The organism is Rhizobiaceae bacterium, assembly GCA_023953835.1.
In the GTDB taxonomy this organism is placed as follows: domain Bacteria; phylum Pseudomonadota; class Alphaproteobacteria; order Rhizobiales; family Rhizobiaceae; genus Mesorhizobium_G.
Genome location: JAMLJB010000001.1, coordinates 1997487 through 2016918 on the forward strand (window position 1 = coordinate 1997487; position 19432 = coordinate 2016918).

Below are 19432 nucleotides of genomic sequence, written 5' to 3' on the forward strand. Positions count from 1 at the left end.
TACATTTAATGTCAAGCATCGAGGCGGACGACGATTGCCGACTGTCTCATCCCGGACGGTTGCCCCTGTCGCGGATGAACTCGAAAATGTGGAGCCAGTCCTCTTCCGGGTTTTCCGGGCTGTAGCCCGTAAACAGCGAGAGCGCTTCATCGCCGATGGTGTGCGAGGTGCCCGCAAGATCGGCCTCGCGCAGGAACAGCGCCAGGTCCTTGGCCACGATCCGCGCGGGTGCGGCGCTGTCGAACGCGCCGTTTGCGATATGCTTCGGAAACAGCACCGAGGAAACGAAGCTCTGCCCCGATGACGTGTTCATCACCTCCAGCATGGCATCCATGCCGAGGCCCTGCCGCAGGCCGTAGCTGATCGCCTCGCTGGTGCTGAGCATGCAGGCGACGGACGCGTAGTTGTTCACGAGTTTCATGGCCTGCGCGAGGCCGGGCTTTGCGCCCATGTTGACGATCTTCGAGCTGTAGGCCCGGATCCATGGTGCTGCTGCCTCCACGGCGGCGGGGTCGCCTGCCACCATCGAGGTCAGGTCCGCGCGGACGGCGCGTGCCACTCCGCCCGAGACCGGGGCATCGATGTAGGCGATGCCGCTTGCGGCGAGCGCCCTGGAAAGCGATGCCGCGCCGCTCGGCCCAATGGTCGAGGTGTCGACGACGATCTTCGGTCGGGATTCGAGGGTTGCGACTTCGGCTGCAAAGGAATGTCCAGCCTCGGCGGAGGGAAGGCAGAGGAATACGATCTCCGTGTTTGCGCCGAGCGCGCGCGGCGAGGCTTCCGAAATGGCGTCCTGCGGCACGCGATCCGGCGTCGGAGAGATGTCGTAGACGTGGAGGCGTGCACCCGCCTTTGCGATGCAATTGGCGATCGGGGCCCCGATGTTCCCCAGTCCGACGAAACCGACGGCGTTCAACCGGACCTCCCGGACGCGTTGTGCAGCGGCTCTATGAGAATGCTTATGTCGCCTATTCCTTCAAATCGGGCAATTGCATGAACCGGCGTATTGAATGTTTTCGGGACGCAGGTCGACCCGGTGGCGATGATGTCGCCCGCTTTCACGTCTATGTTCCGGCGCGAAAGCGCATTGATGCCCCAAACCAGGACAGGGATCGGAAATGTGCGCGCCGCCTGCTCGACAGGTCCCGAGACCTCGACGCCATCGAACTCCAGCGTGGCCGGGATTTCCTCAAGCGCCCGCGACCGCCAGTCTTCTATGTCGGGTCCGATCACGAAGCCTCCCGTGGCGCCGTTGTCTGCCGCGAGAAGCGGGATCGGAAACGGCCATGTGCCAAGGCTGCGGCTATCGGCGATCTCCACGCCGACCAGCGCGGTTTCCACCGCATCCAGCACTTCCTGTTCGCCATAGGTTTCGATCCGGCAAGGCAGGTCGCGCGCCATGCGAAATGCGATTTCGGTCTCCATGAGGGGCTGGATGAACTGACCCATCGAGAAACGGGCGGGCGTGCGCTGGACCATATCTGAATACAGCCTGCCGGTGAACGGATGCGGAAATCCAAGCGCGTTCTGCGAATATGTGTTGGTCAGGCCGAGTTTCCAGCCGACGCAGCGCCGCCCGATGAGGTCGGCCACGGCGTCCTGCATCAGCGTGGCCTCGTCAAGGTCGAGCGGCATCAGGCTTTCGGGCAGGACCACCTGCTTGCGATTGCGATAGGCCGAAGCCAGCAGGTCAGCTGCCGCGGCCACCTTGCCGTCGCCCGAATCCGTCGTGTTCGACATCATGCGCAATCGCGATGGAGCCTGCTCGTCAGTCAAGGCCTTCCACCAACAGGATGTCGCCCCGCGCGGCCTTCGAACGAATGGCTTTCAGGCGCGTATATTCTTCGGAATTGTACCAGGCGAGCGCCTTTTCATAGCTTTCGAATTTCATCACGACGATGCGCGAGTGCGGCTCCCTGCCTTCCAGGGATTGATAGCGCCCCCCGCGCACGAGATACTCGCCGCCAAATTTCTCGACGGATGCCGGTGCGGCGGCCTTGTATTCGGCGAACGCTTCTTCATCGAAGAGTTCGACTTGAGAAATGATATATGCGCTTGGCACCTGCATCTCCTCCTGCCGTCGCGTCGCGACGTCTATATGCATTAAGTATGCTACATTTCGACAATTGGCCGCTGCGATATCCGATGTCAATAGGCTAGGGTTGCACCGGATTGGTTCAACGCTTGCAAATCTGGAAATTGCCGCTTTCGTGGAATAAAAAGTGCCTGGGGCCGGATCGAAATGAAAGCAGCGCCTGAAACGGGCATGTTGACTTCGGCTGTCGCATAAGTATGAAAGTTAATACATTATCGTCTTCCATATTCCGGAGAAAGAACATGCTGACGCTTTGGGGACGTCCGAATTCCGGCTGCACGCAGCGCGTGTTGTGGTCGCTCGAGGAAGCGAAGGTGCCGTACAACCTCATCCTCGCGAGCGGCATCATGGGTCCTGAAGGGCACATTTCGACCGGCGCGAAGCCGTATGGCGTCGTGGACACGCCCGAATATCTGGCGATGAACCCCAACGGCGTGGTGCCGACGATCAAGGAGGGCGATTTCACGCTCTGGGAATCGCTTGCCGTGGTCTCCTATGTGGCCCTGAACCATGCCCCGGACCTGTACGGCAACGACCTGTCCCGCTTCACGCGCGCGGTTCAGTGGGGCGCGTGGTCGAACCAGCATTTCGACCCTTCGATGTATGTTTTCGTGTTCCATCTCGTGCGGTTGGCTGAAGAACAGCGCGATCCTGTGCTGGTCGAGGAGGCGCGCAAGACCTTCATCAAGAAGCTGCGCATTCTCGAAACCGAACTCGCCAAATCCGACTATCTGCTTGGCGACACATTCAGCATCGCCGATATTCTGGTCGCCCCGTCCGTTCATCGCTGGTTCCTGTTCGACCTTGAGCGTCCCGCGATGCCCGTGCTGGAAGCGTGGCATGCCCGGCTTGCCGAACGCCCGGCGTTTCAGAAGCACATCGCGCCGCGCGAGCTGCACCTGGGTTGATTTCGCACCTTCGGGCGCTCGGGAAACTACGTTTATTAGCCGGCAAGATAGCCGGCATCGACGTACAGCACCTGCCCGGTGACATAATTAGAGGCGGGGCTTGCGAAATAGAGCACCGCACGGGCGATGTCGTCCGGTTCTGCGAAGCCGACCGGCAATGCGAGCCGACTGATCCAGGCTTCGGCCTGCTTGCGGTTGCTGTCGCTGTCCTGCTGCTCCTGTCCGCCGCGCGTGTTGGTCGCGCCCGGCCCCACGGCGTTGACGCGGATGTTCAGCTTGCCGAGTTCCACCGCGAGCGAGCGCGTCATCGCCACCACGGCGGCTTTCGCCATGTTATAGTCGACCTTCTGCGATACGGGCCGAATGGCGGCGGTCGATGCGATGCTGACGATCGACCCGCCACCCTGTTTCGCCATGATCTTCGCCGCGGCTTGCGACATGAAGAAGGGCGCCTTGGAGTTCACCGCCATATACCGGTCCCAATCGGATTCGCGGAGACCATCCCAGCTTGAAACGCCGCGCAGCGCGGCGTTGTTGACGAGTATGTCGAGGCGGCCAAGCGCCCGGAATGTATCCTCCGCAATCTTCGATATGTCTGATGTTAAACACAGGTCACCGCAAACAGATGCATGCTGCGCGCCCATCGCCGACAACAGGGCCGCCGTCTCCTCGCATTGGTCCGGGCTGCGGTCGCACAGCGCAACGGCGGCTCCGGCGCTCGCCAGCCTGACAGCAGTGGCTTGCCCAATGCCCCGGCCTGCCCCGGTTACCAGTGCGACCTTTCCATTCAGCGAAAGCAGGTCTTGTGTTGCGATATCGGACAAGGTCAATGCTCCAGGAGCTCGTGCGGGGTTGCGCCGGCTCTGCGCAGACCGCTTGAAATGTTGTTTTATAGATAATACAACTTTGGCGTCGATTCCAAGCACCAATGCGGCCACGCGGCCATCGGAGACATCAAGATGATAAGAATTTGGGGAAGGCCAACCTCCGGTTGCACCCAGCGCGCTCTATGGTGTCTGGAGGAGGCGGGGTTGCCCTTCGAACTGACGCTCGCCAGCGCGTTCATGGGACCGGGCGGGCACATCTCCAAGGGCGGCGAGCCCTTCGGTATCGTCAACACGCCGGAATATCGGGCGATGAACCCGAACGGAACGCTTCCGACGATCAAGGACGGCGACTACGTGCTTTGGGAGTCCAATGCGATCCTTGCCTATATCGCGCTGAAATACGCGCCCGACCTTTATGGGAACGATGTCGAGACATTTGGCCGGGCGATAGGCTGGGGGTCGTGGGCGAACGAGCATCTCGATCCGATCACCACCTATCTGGTGCTGCACATCACGCGGCTGGCCAGTCACCTGCGCGACCCGGCGCTCGCCGAAAAAGGCAAGGCGGAAATGCCGAAGCAGGTCAAGACGCTGGACGACCAGCTGGCGAAGCAGTCCTATCTTGCGGGCGACAGCTTCACGATTGCCGATATTTCGGTCGGGCCGGCGATTCACCGCTGGGTGTTGTTCGACCCGGACCGCCCCAGATTCCCGCATGTCGAGGAATGGTACGCCCGGCTATGCGAGCGCGCACCCTTCCAAAAGCACATCATTCCCGAGCAGAATCATTTCGATCCGGACTGAGCGGCAGCGTGGTCAGGACGCGGCGTCCTCACAGTGTCGGGCACTCGAATTCGCCCGGTCTCTTGCAAGAACTCGTCCGCATACGCGAGGAAGGCGCATATTCGGCGTTCGGCCATCTGACGAGCGGGACGGACGGCGGCTGAGGCAGGATTTATTGAAGTACTACGAGGCTTGATTTCCGGGATTGAAGCCTCTATATAGTGTTCATCGAACTTGCCGTTGAACTTTGTTACCGCGCTGTGGCGCATCTGGCGATCTTCTTCTTTCAACTTCGATTTTTTCATGCGATTGGCGGCCGCCGATCGCAACTGAAACTATGAGCGATTGAAAGGTGATCGTCATGAATACTGGTACAGTTAAGTTCTTCAATGCCACCAAGGGTTTTGGCTTCATTGCCCCCGATAATGGTGGTGCGGACGTGTTCGTCCATATTTCCGCCGTGGAACGGGCGGGCATGCGATCGATTGTCGAGGGACAGAAATTGTCGTTCGACGTGGTTGCGGATCGCCGTTCCGGCAAGTCTGCCGCTGAAAATCTTCAGGCGGCATAAGCACTCCGAAAGGCTCGCTTGCACGGATGTACTGCGGCGAGCCATGAAGGTAACTGCACGCGGCTGCGCATGAAATGGCAGATAGCTATTTGAGTGCCGCACAACTGCAGGGAACTGTGAGTGGCGAGGAAGGTCGGGTTGGTGCCCGGCCTTTTGCTTTTTTTGACACGGAGAACGTCTTGCCCCGAAAAATCGAAGCGTCCCATCTAACGAGAACCGGCCGAAATGCTTTGAAGGCGGATGTGACAAACGCTGCGGCTCGCGCCATCTCTGACGCAGAAGCGGCGAAACGCGAGGCCAAGACCAAGCGTCTGCGCGCGGCCCGACTGAAGGCGGAGGCTGCCGAAGGCAACCGGTAAGCATTGCCCGTCATATTCCGCGAATTGCAGGAATTGGAAGAGCACGAGTCGCCCGGCTTTGTCGCGCTGCGCCCATTTGGTCCGAATTGTTGGAGCGCGCCCGGCCAGCGGCCGCCGGCGGGATATCCCCGTTATACAACCCGACTCGTGCCATCGACCGGCAATCGTTCGAGCAGTCCGAAAATTCTATTATATTGATTTCATTTGACTTTTGCTTGGTAGCGGAGGAGGGATTTGAACCCCCGACACAAGGATTATGATTCCTCTGCTCTAACCAACTGAGCTACTCCGCCTCAAGGTTTGCCTTGCGTTTCCGCGCGGCGCTGTCCTGAAGACGCGCGGATATAGGATTGCCCGGCGCGGCCTGTCAAGTTTCGGATTGGTCCGAACCGTCCAAAAATGCCGCTCAGGCGTCCGCCGCGAAAACCACCAGCAAATCCTTGGCGTCGATCTGGTCGCCGCTGTGCACCAGCACCTCCGCGATTGTCCCGTCGCGCTCGGCATGCAGCGCCGTCTCCATCTTCATTGCCTCGATCGAGAGCAGCACGTCGCCCGCCTTGACGGCCTGGCCCGCGCCGACCGCAAGCGTCGAGACAACGCCCGGCATGGGGGCGCCGACATGCAGTTCGTTGCCTGCCTCGGCCTTGCGGCGCGCCTTGCCGTTGGAAGCGCCATGTGCGCGATCCGGCACCTTGATGCGGCGCGGCTGCCCGTTCAGCTCGAAGAACACCGTCACCATGCCCTTCTCGTCGGTGTCGCCGATGGCGAGGCAGCGGATCACGAGCGTCTTGCCGCGCTCGATGTCGACGAATACTTCGTCTTCCGCCCCCATGCCGTAGAAATAGGTCAAGGTCGGCAGCACGCTCACCGGGCCGTAGGCCTCCTGCGCCGCCGCGAAATCCGTGAACACCTTCGGATACATCAGCCAGGACGCAAACTCATATTCGCTGAGCTTGCGGCCAAGCTTCGCCTCGATGTCGGCGCGGCTTGCCTTCAGATCGGCGGGCTTGAGCAGCGAGCCCGGCCGCTCGGTATATGGCTTGTCGCCCTTGAGCGCTTTTTTCTGCAGGTCTTTCGGCCATCCGCCGGGCGATTGCCCGAGATCGCCGCGCAGCATGGACACGACCGAATCGGGAAAGGCGATGTCCTTCGCCGGGTTCTCCACATCGGCGACGCTGAGGTCCTGGCTCACCATCATCAGCGCCATGTCGCCGACGACCTTGGACGATGGCGTCACCTTGACGATGTCACCGAACATCAGGTTCACGTCGTGATAGGCCTGCGCGACCTCGTGCCAGCGCGTTTCCAGCCCGAGCGAGCGCGCCTGCTCCTTGAGATTGGTGAACTGCCCGCCCGGCATCTCGTGCAGGTAGACCTCGGAGGCAGGACCTTTCAGGTCGCTTTCGAATGCGGTGTACTGGTTGCGGACCGCCTCCCAGTAGAAGGAGATGCGCCGGATCCATTGCGGATCAAGGCCCGGATCGTAGGGCGTGCCGCGCAGCGCCTCGACAATCGACCCGAGGCAGGGCTGCGAGGTATTGCCCGAGAAGGAATCCATCGCCGCGTCGACCGCATCGACGCCGCTCTCCACCGCCGCCAGCACGGTCGCGGCGGAGAGGCCCGACGTGTCATGGGTGTGGAAATGGATCGGCAGGTCGGTCGCCTCGCGCAGCGCCTTGAACAGCACGCGCGCCGCGCCCGGTTTCAGCAGGCCCGCCATGTCCTTGACGGCGATGATGTTGGCGCCCGCCTTTTCCAGATCGGTCGCCAGCTCGACATAATAGCGCAGATCGTATTTCGCGCGCTCCGGGTCGAGTATGTCGCCCGTGTAGCACATGGCCGCCTCGCAGAGCTTGCCTTCGGTGCGAACGGCGTCCATCGCCACGCGCATGTTTTCCACCCAGTTCAGGCAGTCGAACACGCGGAACAGGTCGATGCCGCCACTGGCGGCCTGCTTCACGAAATGCTGGACGACATTGTCGGGATAGTTGGTGTAGCCGACCCCGTTTGCGCCGCGCAGCAGCATCTGGAGCAGCAGGTTTGGGGCTGCCTCGCGCACATTCGCGAGCCGCTCCCACGGGTCCTCGGTCAGGAAGCGCATGGCGACGTCGAATGTCGCGCCGCCCCAGCATTCCAGCGAAAGCAACTGGGGCAGGGCGCGCGCATAGGTGCCTGCTATGCGCGCTATGTCGTAGGTGCGCATGCGCGTCGCCAGCAGCGACTGGTGGCCGTCGCGCATCGTCGTGTCGGTGATGAGGACCTGCGGCTGCTCGCGCATCCAGCGCGCGAAACCGTCCGGTCCGAGCGCGTCCAGCTTCTGCTTTGTGCCGTCCGGCACCGATCCCGTGTACCAGGGAACCACTGGCGCGGCCGCTTCCGGGTTGGGCGCGGGGCGCCCCCGCGTTTCCGGATGGCCGTTAACCGTCACGTCGGCCAGATAGTTCAGGAGCTTGGTGGCGCGGTCCTGCCGCTTCACCTGCGAGAAAAGCTCCGGCGTCGTGTCGATGAACTTCGTGGTATACGAATTGTCGTGGAAGCTCGGATGGGAAATGATCGCTTCCAGAAATGTCAGGTTGGTCGCCACGCCGCGAATGCGGAACTCGCGCAGCGCACGGTTCATGCGGGCAATCGCCTCTTCCGAAGTCGGCGCCCAGGCCGTCACCTTTTCCAGGAGCGGATCGTAGAACCGCGTGATGACCGCGCCGGAATAGGCTGTGCCGCCGTCCAGCCGGATGCCGAAGCCGGTCGCGCCCCTGTATGCGGTGATGCGGCCATAGTCGGGGATGAAATTCTGCTCGGGATCTTCCGTGGTGATCCGGCATTGCAGTGCATGGCCGTTCAGTCTGATGTCCTGCTGCTTCGGCACGCCCGATTCCGGCGTGCCGATGGCGAAGCCGTCGAGAATGTGAATCTGCGCCTTGACGATGTCGATGCCGGTCACCGCCTCGGTGACGGTGTGTTCCACCTGGATGCGCGGATTGACCTCGATGAAATAGAACTGGCCGGTGTCCGCGTCCTGCAGGAATTCGACCGTCCCGGCCCCGATATAGCTCGTTTCCTTTGCGATCTTGAGCGCGTGTCCGCACAGTTCGTTGCGCTGCGCGTCATTGAGATAGGGCGCGGGTGCGCGCTCGACCACCTTCTGGTTGCGCCGCTGGATCGAGCAGTCGCGCTCGAACAGATGAACGGCGTTGCCGTGCGTGTCGCCCAGGATCTGAACCTCGACATGGCGGGCGCGCTCGACGAGCTTTTCCAGATAGACCTCGTCCTTGCCGAAGGCGGCCTTGGCCTCGCGCTTGCCTTCGGTCACCTCACGCAGCAGGTCGGCCTCGGCCCTGATTGCACGCATGCCGCGTCCGCCGCCGCCCCAGGATGCCTTCAGCATCACCGGATAGCCCATCTTCGCGGCCAGCCGCTTCACTTCCTCCATGTCGTCGGGCAGCGGGTCGGTGGCGGGCACGACCGGCACGCCCACCTCTATGGCGAGGTTGCGGGCGGCGACCTTGTTGCCCAGCCGCCGCATGGTCTCCGGCTTCGGCCCGATGAAGGTAATCCCCGCTTCCGCGCAGGCTTCCGCGAATTCCGGGCTTTCCGAAAGCAGGCCATATCCGGGGTGGATTGCATCCGCGCCGGAATATCTGGCGACGCGCAGCACCTCGTCGATCGACAGGTAGCTTTCGATCGGCCCCATGTCCTTCGCGAGCCATGGACCACGACCGACCTGGTAGCTTTCATCCGCCTTGAAGCGATGCAGCGAATATTTGTCTTCCTCGGCCCAGATGGCGACTGTTTTCAGTCCCAATTCGTTGGCCGCGCGAAACACGCGTATGGCGATTTCCGACCTGTTGGCGACGAGAATTTTTCTGATTGCCACGCACTCGCTCCGAGGGACAGTGAGACTGACCCTCTTTGATTAGCTGAAAAATTGTGCAGTGCAAACAAATTTGGCACGGATTGTCCCGTGCAATCCGGGTTCAGGCCAACGGGTCTCTGCCGCCGGGCGGAATCGATTGTTGCGGAACAGATCGGGGGCGCTGCGCGCTCGCCCTATTTGTTGAGGATCAGCTTTCCCTGACGGGTGATCTTCAGCCGGTAAAGCGACTCCCCATGCGCTATCCCGATTTCGTGTTCTCCCCGTTCGAACAGGCTGCTGCTGGTTACCGTGCGAACGCCAAGCCGCGTGGCCTCCTGCGGGCGGTGGGTGTCGGTCCGCTCGGTGTTGAGCGAGCGATGGAAATGGGGATTGTATGTGTTCATCGGTGACCCCTTGCTAATGGAAATCCGGCCCGCGACGCGAACCCTGAAATTTCTTGACTAAAAATATCAAGTTTATTGTGGAATGCAAGATAGGATTTGCAGGCGGCATTTCAGGGGCGTGCGTTGGCGTCGACGTTTCTGCCCTGAGGCAGGAGAGGTTTCTGGACCAGTCGAATGATCCTTGACCGCCATTCTAACCGATTTAAGAGTGGCGCGCTTTTGAAAGGAATGAATCCGCATGAGTGCTGGGCGTGGTCTTGCGTTGCAGGAGCGTGGCCGCTGGGCGGTGGCCGGCCTGTTTTTCATGAATGGCTTTCTGGTGGGCAGCTGGGCGCCGCAAATCCCGGAACTTGTTACTCGGCTCGATATTCGGGAATCGACGCTCGGCATCCTGATCCTCGTCTTCGGCCTTGGGGCGATGCTGTTCATGCCGTTGTCGGGCGTGCTGATGTCTCGATACGGGTCGCGGCGCGTGGGCTGCGGCTTCGGCGTCGCCTGCGTGGTGTCTTTGCTGACGGTCGTTTCCGCGCCCAATGTCGCGCTTGCGGGTGCTGCGATGTTCTTCTTCGGGGGCGTCGTCGGTGCGATGGATGTCGCGATGAATTCCAATGCCGTCGCCGTCGAACGAAAGCTGTCGAAGGCCATCATGTCGTCGTCGCACGGCTTTTGGAGCCTTGGCGGTTTCGTCGGTGGTGGTCTGGGTGGCGTGGTGATCCAGAATTTCGGCTATTTCGCACATGCCGTCGGCGTCACGCTGGCGATGGCGCTGATGCTGGCCGCCGCCGCACCCTTCGTCATCGAGGACAGGCAGCCGCCGACGGGCGAGGCGAAGCAGCCGATGCGGCTGCCCCGCATTGCGGCGGTCTATCTCGTCGGAGCGGTGGCGCTGTTTGCCATGATACCCGAGGGCGCGGTGCTCGACTGGGGCGCGCTCTATCTCCGGCAGGAGCTTGGAGCATCGATTGCGACCGCCGGTCTTGGCTTTGCCTTCTTTGCCGGAGCGATGGCGGCGCTGCGATTTGCGGGCGACCGCGTCCGAAACCGCTTCGGAGCCGTGAGGACGATGCGCGTCTCATGCCTCATTGCGGCTGCGGGCATTCTTGTGGCGGGGCTGTCGCCATGGGCGTGGCTGGTCATCGCCGCGTTCGCGTTCGCGGGCATCGGCATCGCCAACATCGTTCCCATCGCATTCTCGGCTGCCGGCAACCAGCCCGGCATTTCCGCCAGCACCGGCATGAGCGTCGTCACGACAATCGGCTATTCCGGCATCCTGCTGGCGCCTTCGGCCATCGGCTTTGCCGCCGAGCATGTCGGCTTTTCGTGGGTTTATATTGCGCTGTCGATACCGCTCGTCGTGGTGTGCGCCTACGCCGAGCTTGTCCGGGCCGCCGATTTCCAGCCGGACCGGCAGATCGCCGGTCCCGAGATGATCTGAATCATATCCTGCCCATCAGCAGCAGCACGAGCACCACGATCAACAGCACGCCGACGATGCCGGAAGGTCCGTATCCCCATCCGCGCGAATAGGGCCAACTCGGAACCGCGCCGATCAGGATCAAAATCAATATGATGAGAAGAAGTGTGCCTAACGTCATATTTCATTCCCTCCAAATGGTATGGCCGGGAAGGAAATGCGCGAGGCGGGCTTGTGGTTCCCTTATTCCGCCGGGGCCGCGTGAGCGTCGTCCCCAGCGCGAGCGGCTTTCCCGCCGCGCCGAAACAGCCGGTCCTTCAATCGTCCGACCAAGCCCTTTTCGCCGGGAGTGCGCTTTTCGCGGGTAAACACCATCAGCATTGCGGGCGTGACGATGAGCGTCAGGCCCGTCGCAAAGGACAGCCCGAAAACGATTGCCGAGGACAGCGCGATCCACCACTGCGTGGACGGTGCGCTCATCGTCGTCTCGTGATGGAAGATTTCGAGCCCGAGCCCGAAGGCGATGGGCAGCACGCCGAGAATGGCCGAAAGCGCGGTCAGCACCACCGGGCGCGCACGTTCGCGGCAGGTCTGCAGCACGGCGTCGAGCCGGTTCCAGCCCTCTTCACGCAGCCGGTCGTAGGTGTCGATCAGCACGATGTTGTTGTTCACCACCACGCCTGCCAGCGCGATGATGCCGATGCCCGACATGACGATCACGAAGGACTGTCCGGTGAGCATCATGCCGAGCAGCGCGCCAATGGTCGCCATGACCACGCAGGACAGAACGAGGATGACGCTCGTGAATTTGTTGAACTGCGCCAGAAGCACGATGAAGATCAGGAAGATCGCCGCTCCGAACGCATTGCCGAGAAAGGCCTGCGCCTCCGCGCTGTCCTCGTCGGACCCCGCCATCTTCCAGTCGATGCCGGCAAGATCGAGCTTGTCGACCGCATCGCGGACCTCGGTCTGTACGGCGCTGACCTGATAGCCCGAGGCGACGTTGGCCTGCACGGTGATGGTGCGCTTTCCGTCGATGCGGTTCAGGATGCCGACTGTGTGTTCCGGCTTGCGCGAGACGAAGTTCGAGATCGGCACCGAGCCGTTCGCGGTCTCGATGCGCAACTGGTCCAGCTCGGTCAGCGTGCGCCGCTGTTCGGGCAGGCGAAGGCGAATATCGACCGCATCGTCGGCTCCGGCGGGCCGGTAGTCGGTAAGCTTCAGTCCGGTGGTGACAAGCTGCACCGCCGTGCCGACCGAAGTGGGCGACACGCCATACTGCGCGGCCTTCGAGCGGTCGACTTCCAGCGCCCAGTCGACGCCGGGCGGCGGCAGGCCGTCATCGAGGTCGATCACGCCGGGAACCTGTGCGACCACTGCGGCGACTTCACGCGCCTTGTCGTTCAGCCCCTCCGGATTGGTCGCGGATAGCTGCACTTGGACGGCCTTGCCAGTGGGCGGTCCCGCTTCCGGCACGCGCACCTCGACATCGACGCCGGGAATGCCCGCCATCTCGCGCCGCAACTCGTCGAGGATTTCATGCGCGGATTTGCGCTCGCGCCAGTCGACGAATTCGTACTGGATCACGCCGACGACATCTTCCGGGATCTCGTTGCCGCCGCGCGACTTGCCGACGCGCGTATAGACCGACTTGATGCCCGGCCAGCCGAGCATCCGGCGCTCGGCCTGCCGTGTCGCGGCATCCATCTCCTCAAGCGAGAGATTGCCGCGCGCATGCACGTAGAGCAGGCCGTAGTCCGGCTCGACATTAGGGAAGAACTCGACGCCGCGCCCGAAATGCGAATAGGCATAAGGCACCGCCACCAAAAGCGCGACCGTCAGCACCAGCACCGTCTTCGGATAGTGCACGGCCTTCTTGACCACGGCCATGTAGAGGCCGTCCTTGTGCTCTTCCTCATGTTCCGGCGCTTTCGCGAACATCGCTCCCAGCGTCGGTGCGAAGATCAGCGCATAGGCCATAGAAGCCGCCAGCGTCACGATCAGCGTGATCGGCAGATATTTCATGAAATCGCCGATGATGCCCGGCCAGAACAAGAGCGGCGAGAAAGCCGCGATGCGTGTCATCGTGGCGGCGATCACCGGCCCTGCCATACGCTTGGCGGCAAGCTCGAAGGCCTGCTCGCGCGGCATGCCTTCGGACATGCGCCGCTCGGCGAATTCCGTGACGATGATCGCATCGTCCACCAGCATGCCCACCGCGAGGATGAGGCTGAACAGCACGATCATGTTGATCGTGTAGCCCATCAGCGCCAGCGCCAGTATGCCCATCAGGAAGGAGGCGGGTATCGCGATGCCGATCAGCATCGAGGCGCGGCCCGAAAGCGCATAGAGAATGACGATGAAGACGAGGATGACCGCGATCAGCACATGGTTCTGAAGATCGGACAGGAGCTGGTTTACGAAGACGGACTTGTCCTGCGTGTAGGTCACCACCATGCCTTCGGGCGCGGTCTTGACGAACTCGTCGGCGACCTTCTTCGCGCCCTCGATGGTCTCGACGATGTTCGCGCCGATGCGCTTCTTGACCTCGATGGCGATGGCGTTCCTGCCGTCCAGCCGCGTGATCGTCTCGGCGTCCTCGAATGTGGAGCGCACGGTCGCGATGTCCTGCACGCGCACCACTGCGTTCGGTCCGGCCACCACCGGCAGCGTCGCCACGTCCTCAGGGGTCTCGATCAGGGCCGGAACCTTGATGGCGTATTTGCCTTCCGAGCCTTCCATCGCGCCCGCCGCGACGAGATTGTTCGACTGCGCCATGCCCTGGATGAGCTGTTCGAGCCTTAGTCCGTAGGAAGACAGCCGCATCGGGTCGATGATCGCCTCGACCAGTTCGTCGCGCGAGCCTTGCAGCGTGCCTTCCAGAACGCCCGGCACTTCCTCGATCCGGTCGCGCAATTCCTTCGCCGCCGCCGTCAGCACGCGTTCCGGCACGTCGCCGGAAAGCGTCACCACCAGCACCGGGAATTCGGAGAGGTTGACCTCGTTGACGGTCGGCTCCTCGACACCCTGCGGCAGGTCGCGCTTGGCGTCCTGCACCTTGTTGCGCGTGTCGATCAGTGCGTCGCCGAGATCGGTCGAGGGGTCGAACTCGACCAGCACATAGCCGCCGCCCTCATAGGCGGCGGACCGCATTTCCTTCAGGCCCTTGAGGTTCTTCAACTGCGCCTCGACGGGCCGCAGCAGCAGGCGCTCGGAATCTTCCGGCGAAATGCCCTGATAGATCAGGCTGACATACATGATCGGGATGGCGACGTCCGGTTCCGCTTCCTTCGGCACGGCGCGATAGGCCAGCGCCCCCGCGATGACGAGGAACAGGAGAACGGAAAGGGTCAGCCGCGCATTGCGGATCGCGAGTTTGACGATATCCATCACTGCGTACCGGTTGCGTCCTGCGCAAGCTTCTGGATCAGGGCAGGGTCGGCCTCGACCGGCTTGACCTGGTCGCCTTCCTTGACGAGGTCCTGGCCGGCCATGATGACGCGCGCATCGTCCGGGATGCCCGCCAGCAACAGGCCGTTCGGCGTGTCGTCCACGAGGTCGATGGAAAAGAACACGACCTTGCCGGCATCATCAACGGCGCGGATGCCGAGGTCGCCCGTTGACGAAAGCGTCACCACCGAGCGCGGCAGCGCGACCGCGTCGACCGGCGTACTGCGCAGCGTCAGTTCCGCCGTCATGCCCGCCGATATCCTGTCGTCGGGATTTGGGATCGCGATTTCCACGCGATAGGTGCGGGTCGCCGCCGTCGCCTCGCGGCTGATATAGCGCACCGTGCCTTCGACCTTGTCGCCATTGACCAGCGCGGCCTCGGCCTTGTCGCCGATCCTGATATGCGCGAGGTCGCGTTCGCTGATTTCGCCTTTGACGATCACCGGATCGAGGTTGAGCATGGTGGCGACCTCGCCGCCGTCCCTCACCGATGCGCCAAGCTCGACGATCACGTCGTCCACGGTGCCCGCGAAGGGCGCAACGATGCGGGTGCGCTCGAGATCGGCGCGCGCCGTCTCAAGTTGCGAGCGCGCCGCCGCAACCGCCGAAACCGCGGTTGCAAGCTGCAACTTGGCAAGGTTTCCGGTCTTCGAAAGCTGCCGGGCGGCTTCCAGTTCGGCCTCTCGCTGGTTCACGAGTTGCGTGGCCGTCTCGATGGCCGCGGGCTTTTCCTCGGCTTCCAGCCGCAAAATCAGGTCGCCCGCCTTGACCCGGTCGCCTTCCTTGACCGGCAGTTCGGCGATCACACCCCCGGCCCGCGTGGCCAGCACTGCGCGCTTGTCGGCCTGTGTCTGGCCGGAAATGCGGATGGCGCGCGCGTGCTCGATCCTCGGCGGTTTCATCACAGCGACGGTGCGCAGCTCCGCCTTTGCCTCGGCGTCAGCCGGCTTGGCCTGTTCCGCCTTTTCGGCGCCGTCGCCTTCGGCGGATGCGCTGCCGACCGAAGAGAACTTTCCTGTCCCCATCCATGCCGCGAAGGCGACCAGCACGGCGACCGCCGCGATCTTGTGGAATCTGTACCTGGCCATTGCCGTTCACTGTCCGTTGTGTCTGCGGTGCCCGAGCGTCTCAAGGACGCCTGATATGGGGCGGAGCCGACATGTCTTCAATCGAATTTCGTACATGTCCGAAGTTTCCGCGTTTCATATACGAGTTTGTCGCCTCAATACAGCAGCCAAAAGATCACACCGCACCGTGGAAGCCAGATGGTCGCGAGCGCTGTTACACAAATGTCACCTCGTCCGACAGCGGGAGCGAGCGGACACGCTTGCCGGTCAGCGCGAACACGGCGTTCGCCAGCGCGGGTGCGGCAGGCGGCGTTCCCACTTCGCCGACGCCGCCCATGCGATGGAAGTTTTCCAGCACGGCGACCTCGAATTGCGGGCACTGGAACATGCGCATCGCGTCGAAATCGTGGAAATTCGATTGCTCCACGCGGCCCTCGGCGAAAGTGATCTTCTGGTTCATCGCAGCGGACAGGCCGAAGATCGCACCGGAGACCATCTGCTGGTCGATGATGCCCGGATCGAGCGCCGTTCCGACATCCACCGCAATCCACATTTTTTCCAGCCTGATTCCTTCCGGGGTCTGTGCGATCTGGATCACCTGCCCACACCAGCTTCCGAAGGACAAGGAGAAGGCAAACCCCTTCGCCTTTCCTTCAGACAGCGTCTCGCCCCAGTTCGACATGGCCGCCACCTTGTCGACCACAGCGACCGCCGCCGGATAGTTCGCCATCAGCTTGCGCCGCAATTCGACGGGGTCGATTTTTCCTGCATGGGCGATTTCGTCTATCGCGCTCTCATGGAAAAAGCCGTTCTGCGAATTGCCGACCGAACGCCAGAAACTCACCGGCAGGGTGAGCGGAGCGGTTATCCCGGTCACGCGATAGTTCGGGATCGTATAGGGCTGGTTGTGCGCTCCGTCCGTGGTCATCCGGTCCGGGCCGGGGGCCGAGCGGCCCGGGAATATCCGGCCCACGAGGCTTGCCATGATCGACTGTCCCGCGATCCTCAGGTCGAGCGCTTCGGGCATGCCGTCCGCGCCGAGCCGCGCCCGCATCCTCGCCACATAGGCGGGTCGGTAGCAGTCGTGCTGCATGTCCTCCTCGCGTGTCCATGTCATCTTGACCGGGCGTCCGCCGGCCTCCTTTGCGATCAGGGTGGCAAAGAGCGCATAGTCGAGTTCGCCGCGCCGCCCGAACCCACCGCCCATCGAGGTCGTGTGCACCGTGGTCTGCTCCTGCGACACCCCGGCAAGGTCCGCGCACAGCCAGCGGATCAGCGTCGGCATCTGGTTCGGCGCCCAGATCGTCAGGTGGCCGTCCTTGAGTTGCGCCGTGCAGTTCATCGGCTCCATGGGCGCGTGCGACAGATAGGGCACCCGGTATTCGGCCTCGACAAGCTGCGCCTGCGGCGCGTCGGCGAAGGCGACATCCACATCGCCGTCGTCCCGCATCACGTCGCCTTCACCTTTTGCGGCAGCCTCGGCAATGGCCTGCATCAGGCCGTCGGTGTCGGGGGAATTGTTCGGAGCGCCCCACTCGACTTCAATGGCTTCGGCTGCCTTGAATGCGACCCATGTATTTTCCGCGATCACGCCGAAACCCGAACCATAGACCGTTTCCAGCGGCATCACCTTGACCACGCCGGGAAGCGCCTCGGCCTTTGAAAGGTCAGCTTTCACTGCTTTCGCGCCAAATACGGGGCTGATGCGGACGGTGGCGTAGAGCATGTCGGGCAGGCGCACATCGATCCCGAAGATCGGCGCGCCTGTCACCTTGTCCATCATGTCCACGCGCGGTTGCGGCTTGCCGAGCAGCTTCCAGTCCTTGCGGTCGCGAAGCCGAACCGAGTTCGGCGGTCCGATGCGCGCTGCATCGAGCGCCACCTCGCCATAGCTCACGCTGCGGCCCGAGCCTTTGTGCACGATGCGGGCATTTTCGGTGGCCAGTTCCGCCTGCGGCACGGACAAGCGCTTCGCGGCGGCCTGCATCAGCACGGCGCGCGTCGCCGCGCCCGCCTGCCGCATCCTATCGAACCCGTCACGCGTCGAAGATGATCCTCCGGTCGCCTGCAAGCCGAGCACCTTGCCGACCGATCCCAAAGCGCTGCGGGTCAGTTCGGCCAAAAAACTGTCGTCGAAGAAATTGAACGGCCCGCCCTCGGCCATAATTTCCGAATTGTAGTAGGCATAGGATGCCGGGCCATGCTCGACCCTGATCTTGTCCAGCGTCACATCGAGTTCTTCGGCCACGAAGGCCGCGAGCGTAGTGGAAATCCCCTGTCCCATCTCGGCACGCGGCGCGATGATCGTGATCGTATCGTCGGACCCGATCTTCACGAAGGGATTGAAACTCGCTTCGCCTTCCTCCAACTCGCCGTCGAGCGGATTGGGGTAGGGCCGATTGACATACCAGTATCCGACCGCGACGCCGCCCGCCATTGCGGCCGCGCCGAGCAGGAAGGTTCGCCGAGCGATTTTCCCAAGGCTGGCCATGGTCAGATCCCCGCGGTCTTGAGGGCTGCGGCGCGCTTCACCGCCGCGCGGATGCGTGGATAGGTACCGCAGCGGCAGAGGTTGCCGCCCATTGCATTGTCGATATCCGCATCCGTCGGGTTTTCGATTTCATCGAGCAAGGCAACTGCCGTCATGATCTGGCCTGCCTGGCAGTATCCGCATTGCGCCACCTGTGTCTCCAGCCATGCCTGTTGCACAGGGTGCAGTTTGCCATCCTGAGAAAGCCCCTCGATGGTGGTGATCTCGCCTTCGACGCCGCCGACCGGCATTGAACAGGAACGCACCGGGACACCGTCGATATGGACCGTGCAGGCACCGCATGCGGCAATTCCGCATCCGAACTTCGGCCCCGTGATGCCGGCAATGTCGCGCAGCGCCCACAGCAGGGGCATTTCAGGATCAACGTCGATTTCGAGGGAATTACCGTTTACAATCAGGCGCATGGGGATACCTTCACTCTCGTCCAGCGATACGGCGATGACAGATTGACAATTTTGGTATAATTTGTCAAGCATATGGTGGTAAAGAATAAAACTGTTCTGAATCATGCCTTTCGATATTTCACTGCCCAGTGACGGACCGGACGATGCCAAGAAGCTGCGCGCGCTCGAAGGCGCGATGAAGGCATTCTTCTCCTATGGCTACCAGCGCACGTCGATGGACGACATCGCGAAGGCGGCGGGTATGTCGCGTCCGGCGCTCTACCTGCTCTTCCGCAACAAGGCGGACATATTCCAGGAGGGCGCGGTGCGCGTTTTCGAGCGCTCGGCCATGCGTCTTGAAAATGTTCTCAACGGTCCGGGCTCGCTTTCGGAACGCCTGTTTCAATCGATCGATCAGGGCATGATCTCGATCATGGCCAAGGTGAATGCTTCGCCGCACGGGTCCGAACTGATCGACATGAAGCATGAGCTTTCCGGCGGTTTCATGCATGACTGGCATGAAAGGTCTGTCGGGCTGTTCAAGGAGGCCATCGAGGCCGAGGCCGCGTCGACCGGCGTCGACCTTGCCGCGCGGGGCCTGACCGCGCAGGTGCTTGCCGAGTTGCTGGTCGACGGACTTGAGGGCGTCAAGCATCGTGTCTCGGATATCGAGACCCAGCGCACCGCGCTCCGCCAGCTTATCCGCGTCATCGAACTTGCATTGAAAAAATAGGTCCTGCCCCTGGCTGCGCCGATTTGACCTTGCG

The 19432-nt window shown here is 62.3% G+C and carries 17 protein-coding genes and 1 tRNA gene; 6 read left to right on the forward strand and 12 right to left on the reverse strand.

Annotation, left to right across the window (positions count from 1 at the left end):
* Positions 1-46 precede the first annotated feature (46 nt).
* The 3 genes from M9924_09320 to M9924_09330 are packed head-to-tail and all read right to left on the reverse strand — an operon-like array spanning position 47 to position 2062.
* Positions 47-916 (reverse strand): NAD(P)-dependent oxidoreductase, encoded by an 870-nt coding sequence (locus M9924_09320; protein ID MCO5064608.1) that lies wholly within the window; start codon positions 914-916, stop codon positions 47-49.
* The gene (locus M9924_09325) at positions 913-1776 is read right to left on the reverse strand and encodes a hypothetical protein (GenBank protein MCO5064609.1); all 864 of its coding nucleotides are present in this window, start codon (positions 1774-1776) and stop codon (positions 913-915) included. The genes M9924_09320 and M9924_09325 overlap by 4 nt, the downstream gene beginning before the upstream one ends.
* On the reverse strand, positions 1769-2062 hold the full coding sequence (locus M9924_09330; GenBank protein ID MCO5064610.1) for a DUF1330 domain-containing protein: 294 nt from the start codon (positions 2060-2062) through the stop codon (positions 1769-1771). Before M9924_09330 ends, M9924_09325 begins: the two co-directional genes overlap by 8 nt.
* Positions 2063-2337: 275 nt before the next feature.
* On the opposite strand from M9924_09330, the gene M9924_09335 reads away from it, so the two are divergent.
* Positions 2338-3003, forward strand: a complete 666-nt coding sequence (locus M9924_09335) for a glutathione S-transferase family protein (protein MCO5064611.1) — start codon at positions 2338-2340, stop codon at positions 3001-3003.
* 35 nt (positions 3004-3038) lie between these two features.
* On the opposite strand, the gene M9924_09340 is transcribed toward M9924_09335, so the two are convergent.
* Positions 3039-3827, reverse strand: coding sequence for an SDR family oxidoreductase (locus M9924_09340; protein ID MCO5064612.1), 789 nt, complete (start codon positions 3825-3827; stop codon positions 3039-3041).
* Positions 3828-4034: 207 nt separating this feature from the next.
* Here M9924_09340 and M9924_09345 point away from each other — a divergent pair, with 207 nt between their 5' ends.
* The 3 genes from M9924_09345 (at position 4035) to M9924_09355 (ending at position 5543) form a co-directional block, all read left to right on the forward strand.
* A complete protein-coding gene (locus M9924_09345) occupies positions 4035-4634 on the forward strand; it encodes a glutathione S-transferase family protein (GenBank protein MCO5064613.1) in 600 nt (199 codons plus the stop codon).
* Positions 4635-4974: 340 nt separating this feature from the next.
* Positions 4975-5184 (forward strand): cold-shock protein, encoded by a 210-nt coding sequence (locus tag M9924_09350; GenBank protein ID MCO5064614.1) that lies wholly within the window; start codon positions 4975-4977, stop codon positions 5182-5184.
* Between the two features lie 179 nt (positions 5185-5363).
* Positions 5364-5543: a hypothetical protein gene (locus M9924_09355; protein MCO5064615.1), complete on the forward strand. Its 180-nt coding sequence runs from the start codon at positions 5364-5366 to the stop codon at positions 5541-5543.
* Between the two features lie 216 nt (positions 5544-5759).
* On the opposite strand, the gene M9924_09360 is transcribed toward M9924_09355, so the two are convergent.
* The 3 genes from M9924_09360 to hemP form a co-directional block, all read right to left on the reverse strand.
* A tRNA-Met gene (locus M9924_09360) sits at positions 5760-5836 on the reverse strand.
* 113 nt (positions 5837-5949) lie between these two features.
* Positions 5950-9417, reverse strand: coding sequence for a pyruvate carboxylase (gene pyc, locus M9924_09365; GenBank protein ID MCO5064616.1), 3468 nt, complete (start codon positions 9415-9417; stop codon positions 5950-5952).
* A gap of 173 nt (positions 9418-9590) precedes the next feature.
* Entirely contained in the window at positions 9591-9800 is a 210-nt protein-coding gene (hemP, locus tag M9924_09370) for a hemin uptake protein HemP (GenBank protein ID MCO5064617.1), read from the reverse strand.
* Positions 9801-10038: 238 nt separating this feature from the next.
* Between hemP and M9924_09375 the strand changes: the two genes are divergently transcribed.
* Positions 10039-11235: an MFS transporter gene (locus tag M9924_09375; protein ID MCO5064618.1), complete on the forward strand. Its 1197-nt coding sequence runs from the start codon at positions 10039-10041 to the stop codon at positions 11233-11235.
* A 1-nt stretch (position 11236) separates the two neighbouring features.
* Here M9924_09375 and M9924_09380 read toward each other — a convergent pair whose 3' ends face one another.
* The 5 genes from M9924_09380 to M9924_09400 form a co-directional block, all read right to left on the reverse strand.
* Positions 11237-11395 (reverse strand): DUF3309 domain-containing protein, encoded by a 159-nt coding sequence (locus M9924_09380; GenBank protein ID MCO5064619.1) that lies wholly within the window; start codon positions 11393-11395, stop codon positions 11237-11239.
* Between the two features lie 62 nt (positions 11396-11457).
* The gene (locus M9924_09385; GenBank protein ID MCO5064620.1) at positions 11458-14604 is read right to left on the reverse strand and encodes an efflux RND transporter permease subunit; all 3147 of its coding nucleotides are present in this window, start codon (positions 14602-14604) and stop codon (positions 11458-11460) included.
* Positions 14604-15752 carry an efflux RND transporter periplasmic adaptor subunit gene (locus M9924_09390; protein MCO5064621.1) on the reverse strand — a complete coding sequence of 383 codons (1149 nt, stop codon included), beginning with the start codon at positions 15750-15752 and terminating at the stop codon, positions 14604-14606. The genes M9924_09385 and M9924_09390 overlap by 1 nt, the downstream gene beginning before the upstream one ends.
* A gap of 193 nt (positions 15753-15945) precedes the next feature.
* Positions 15946-18222, reverse strand: coding sequence for a molybdopterin-dependent oxidoreductase (locus M9924_09395; protein MCO5064622.1), 2277 nt, complete (start codon positions 18220-18222; stop codon positions 15946-15948).
* A 2-nt stretch (positions 18223-18224) separates the two neighbouring features.
* On the reverse strand, positions 18225-18686 hold the full coding sequence (locus M9924_09400) for a (2Fe-2S)-binding protein (GenBank protein MCO5064623.1): 462 nt from the start codon (positions 18684-18686) through the stop codon (positions 18225-18227).
* 103 nt (positions 18687-18789) lie between these two features.
* Here M9924_09400 and M9924_09405 point away from each other — a divergent pair, with 103 nt between their 5' ends.
* The gene (locus tag M9924_09405; protein ID MCO5064624.1) at positions 18790-19398 is read left to right on the forward strand and encodes a TetR/AcrR family transcriptional regulator; all 609 of its coding nucleotides are present in this window, start codon (positions 18790-18792) and stop codon (positions 19396-19398) included.
* Positions 19399-19432: the final 34 nt, after the last annotated feature.

Excerpts from the sequence above, each read along its gene's own strand:
- M9924_09335 (MCO5064611.1), top strand. The coding sequence starts at position 2,338 with ATGCTGACGCTTTGGGGACGTCCGAATTCCGGCTGCACGCAGCGCGTG.
- M9924_09350 (MCO5064614.1), top strand. The coding sequence starts at position 4,975 with ATGAATACTGGTACAGTTAAGTTCTTCAATGCCACCAAGGGTTTTGGC.
- hemP (MCO5064617.1), bottom strand. The coding sequence starts at position 9,800 with ATGAACACATACAATCCCCATTTCCATCGCTCGCTCAACACCGAGCGG.
- M9924_09375 (MCO5064618.1), top strand. The coding sequence starts at position 10,039 with ATGAGTGCTGGGCGTGGTCTTGCGTTGCAGGAGCGTGGCCGCTGGGCG.
- M9924_09380 (MCO5064619.1), bottom strand. The coding sequence starts at position 11,395 with ATGACGTTAGGCACACTTCTTCTCATCATATTGATTTTGATCCTGATC.
- M9924_09385 (MCO5064620.1), bottom strand. The coding sequence starts at position 14,604 with ATGGATATCGTCAAACTCGCGATCCGCAATGCGCGGCTGACCCTTTCC.
- M9924_09390 (MCO5064621.1), bottom strand. The coding sequence starts at position 15,752 with ATGGCCAGGTACAGATTCCACAAGATCGCGGCGGTCGCCGTGCTGGTC.
- M9924_09395 (MCO5064622.1), bottom strand. The coding sequence starts at position 18,222 with ATGGCCAGCCTTGGGAAAATCGCTCGGCGAACCTTCCTGCTCGGCGCG.
- M9924_09400 (MCO5064623.1), bottom strand. The coding sequence starts at position 18,686 with ATGCGCCTGATTGTAAACGGTAATTCCCTCGAAATCGACGTTGATCCT.
- M9924_09405 (MCO5064624.1), top strand. The coding sequence starts at position 18,790 with ATGCCTTTCGATATTTCACTGCCCAGTGACGGACCGGACGATGCCAAG.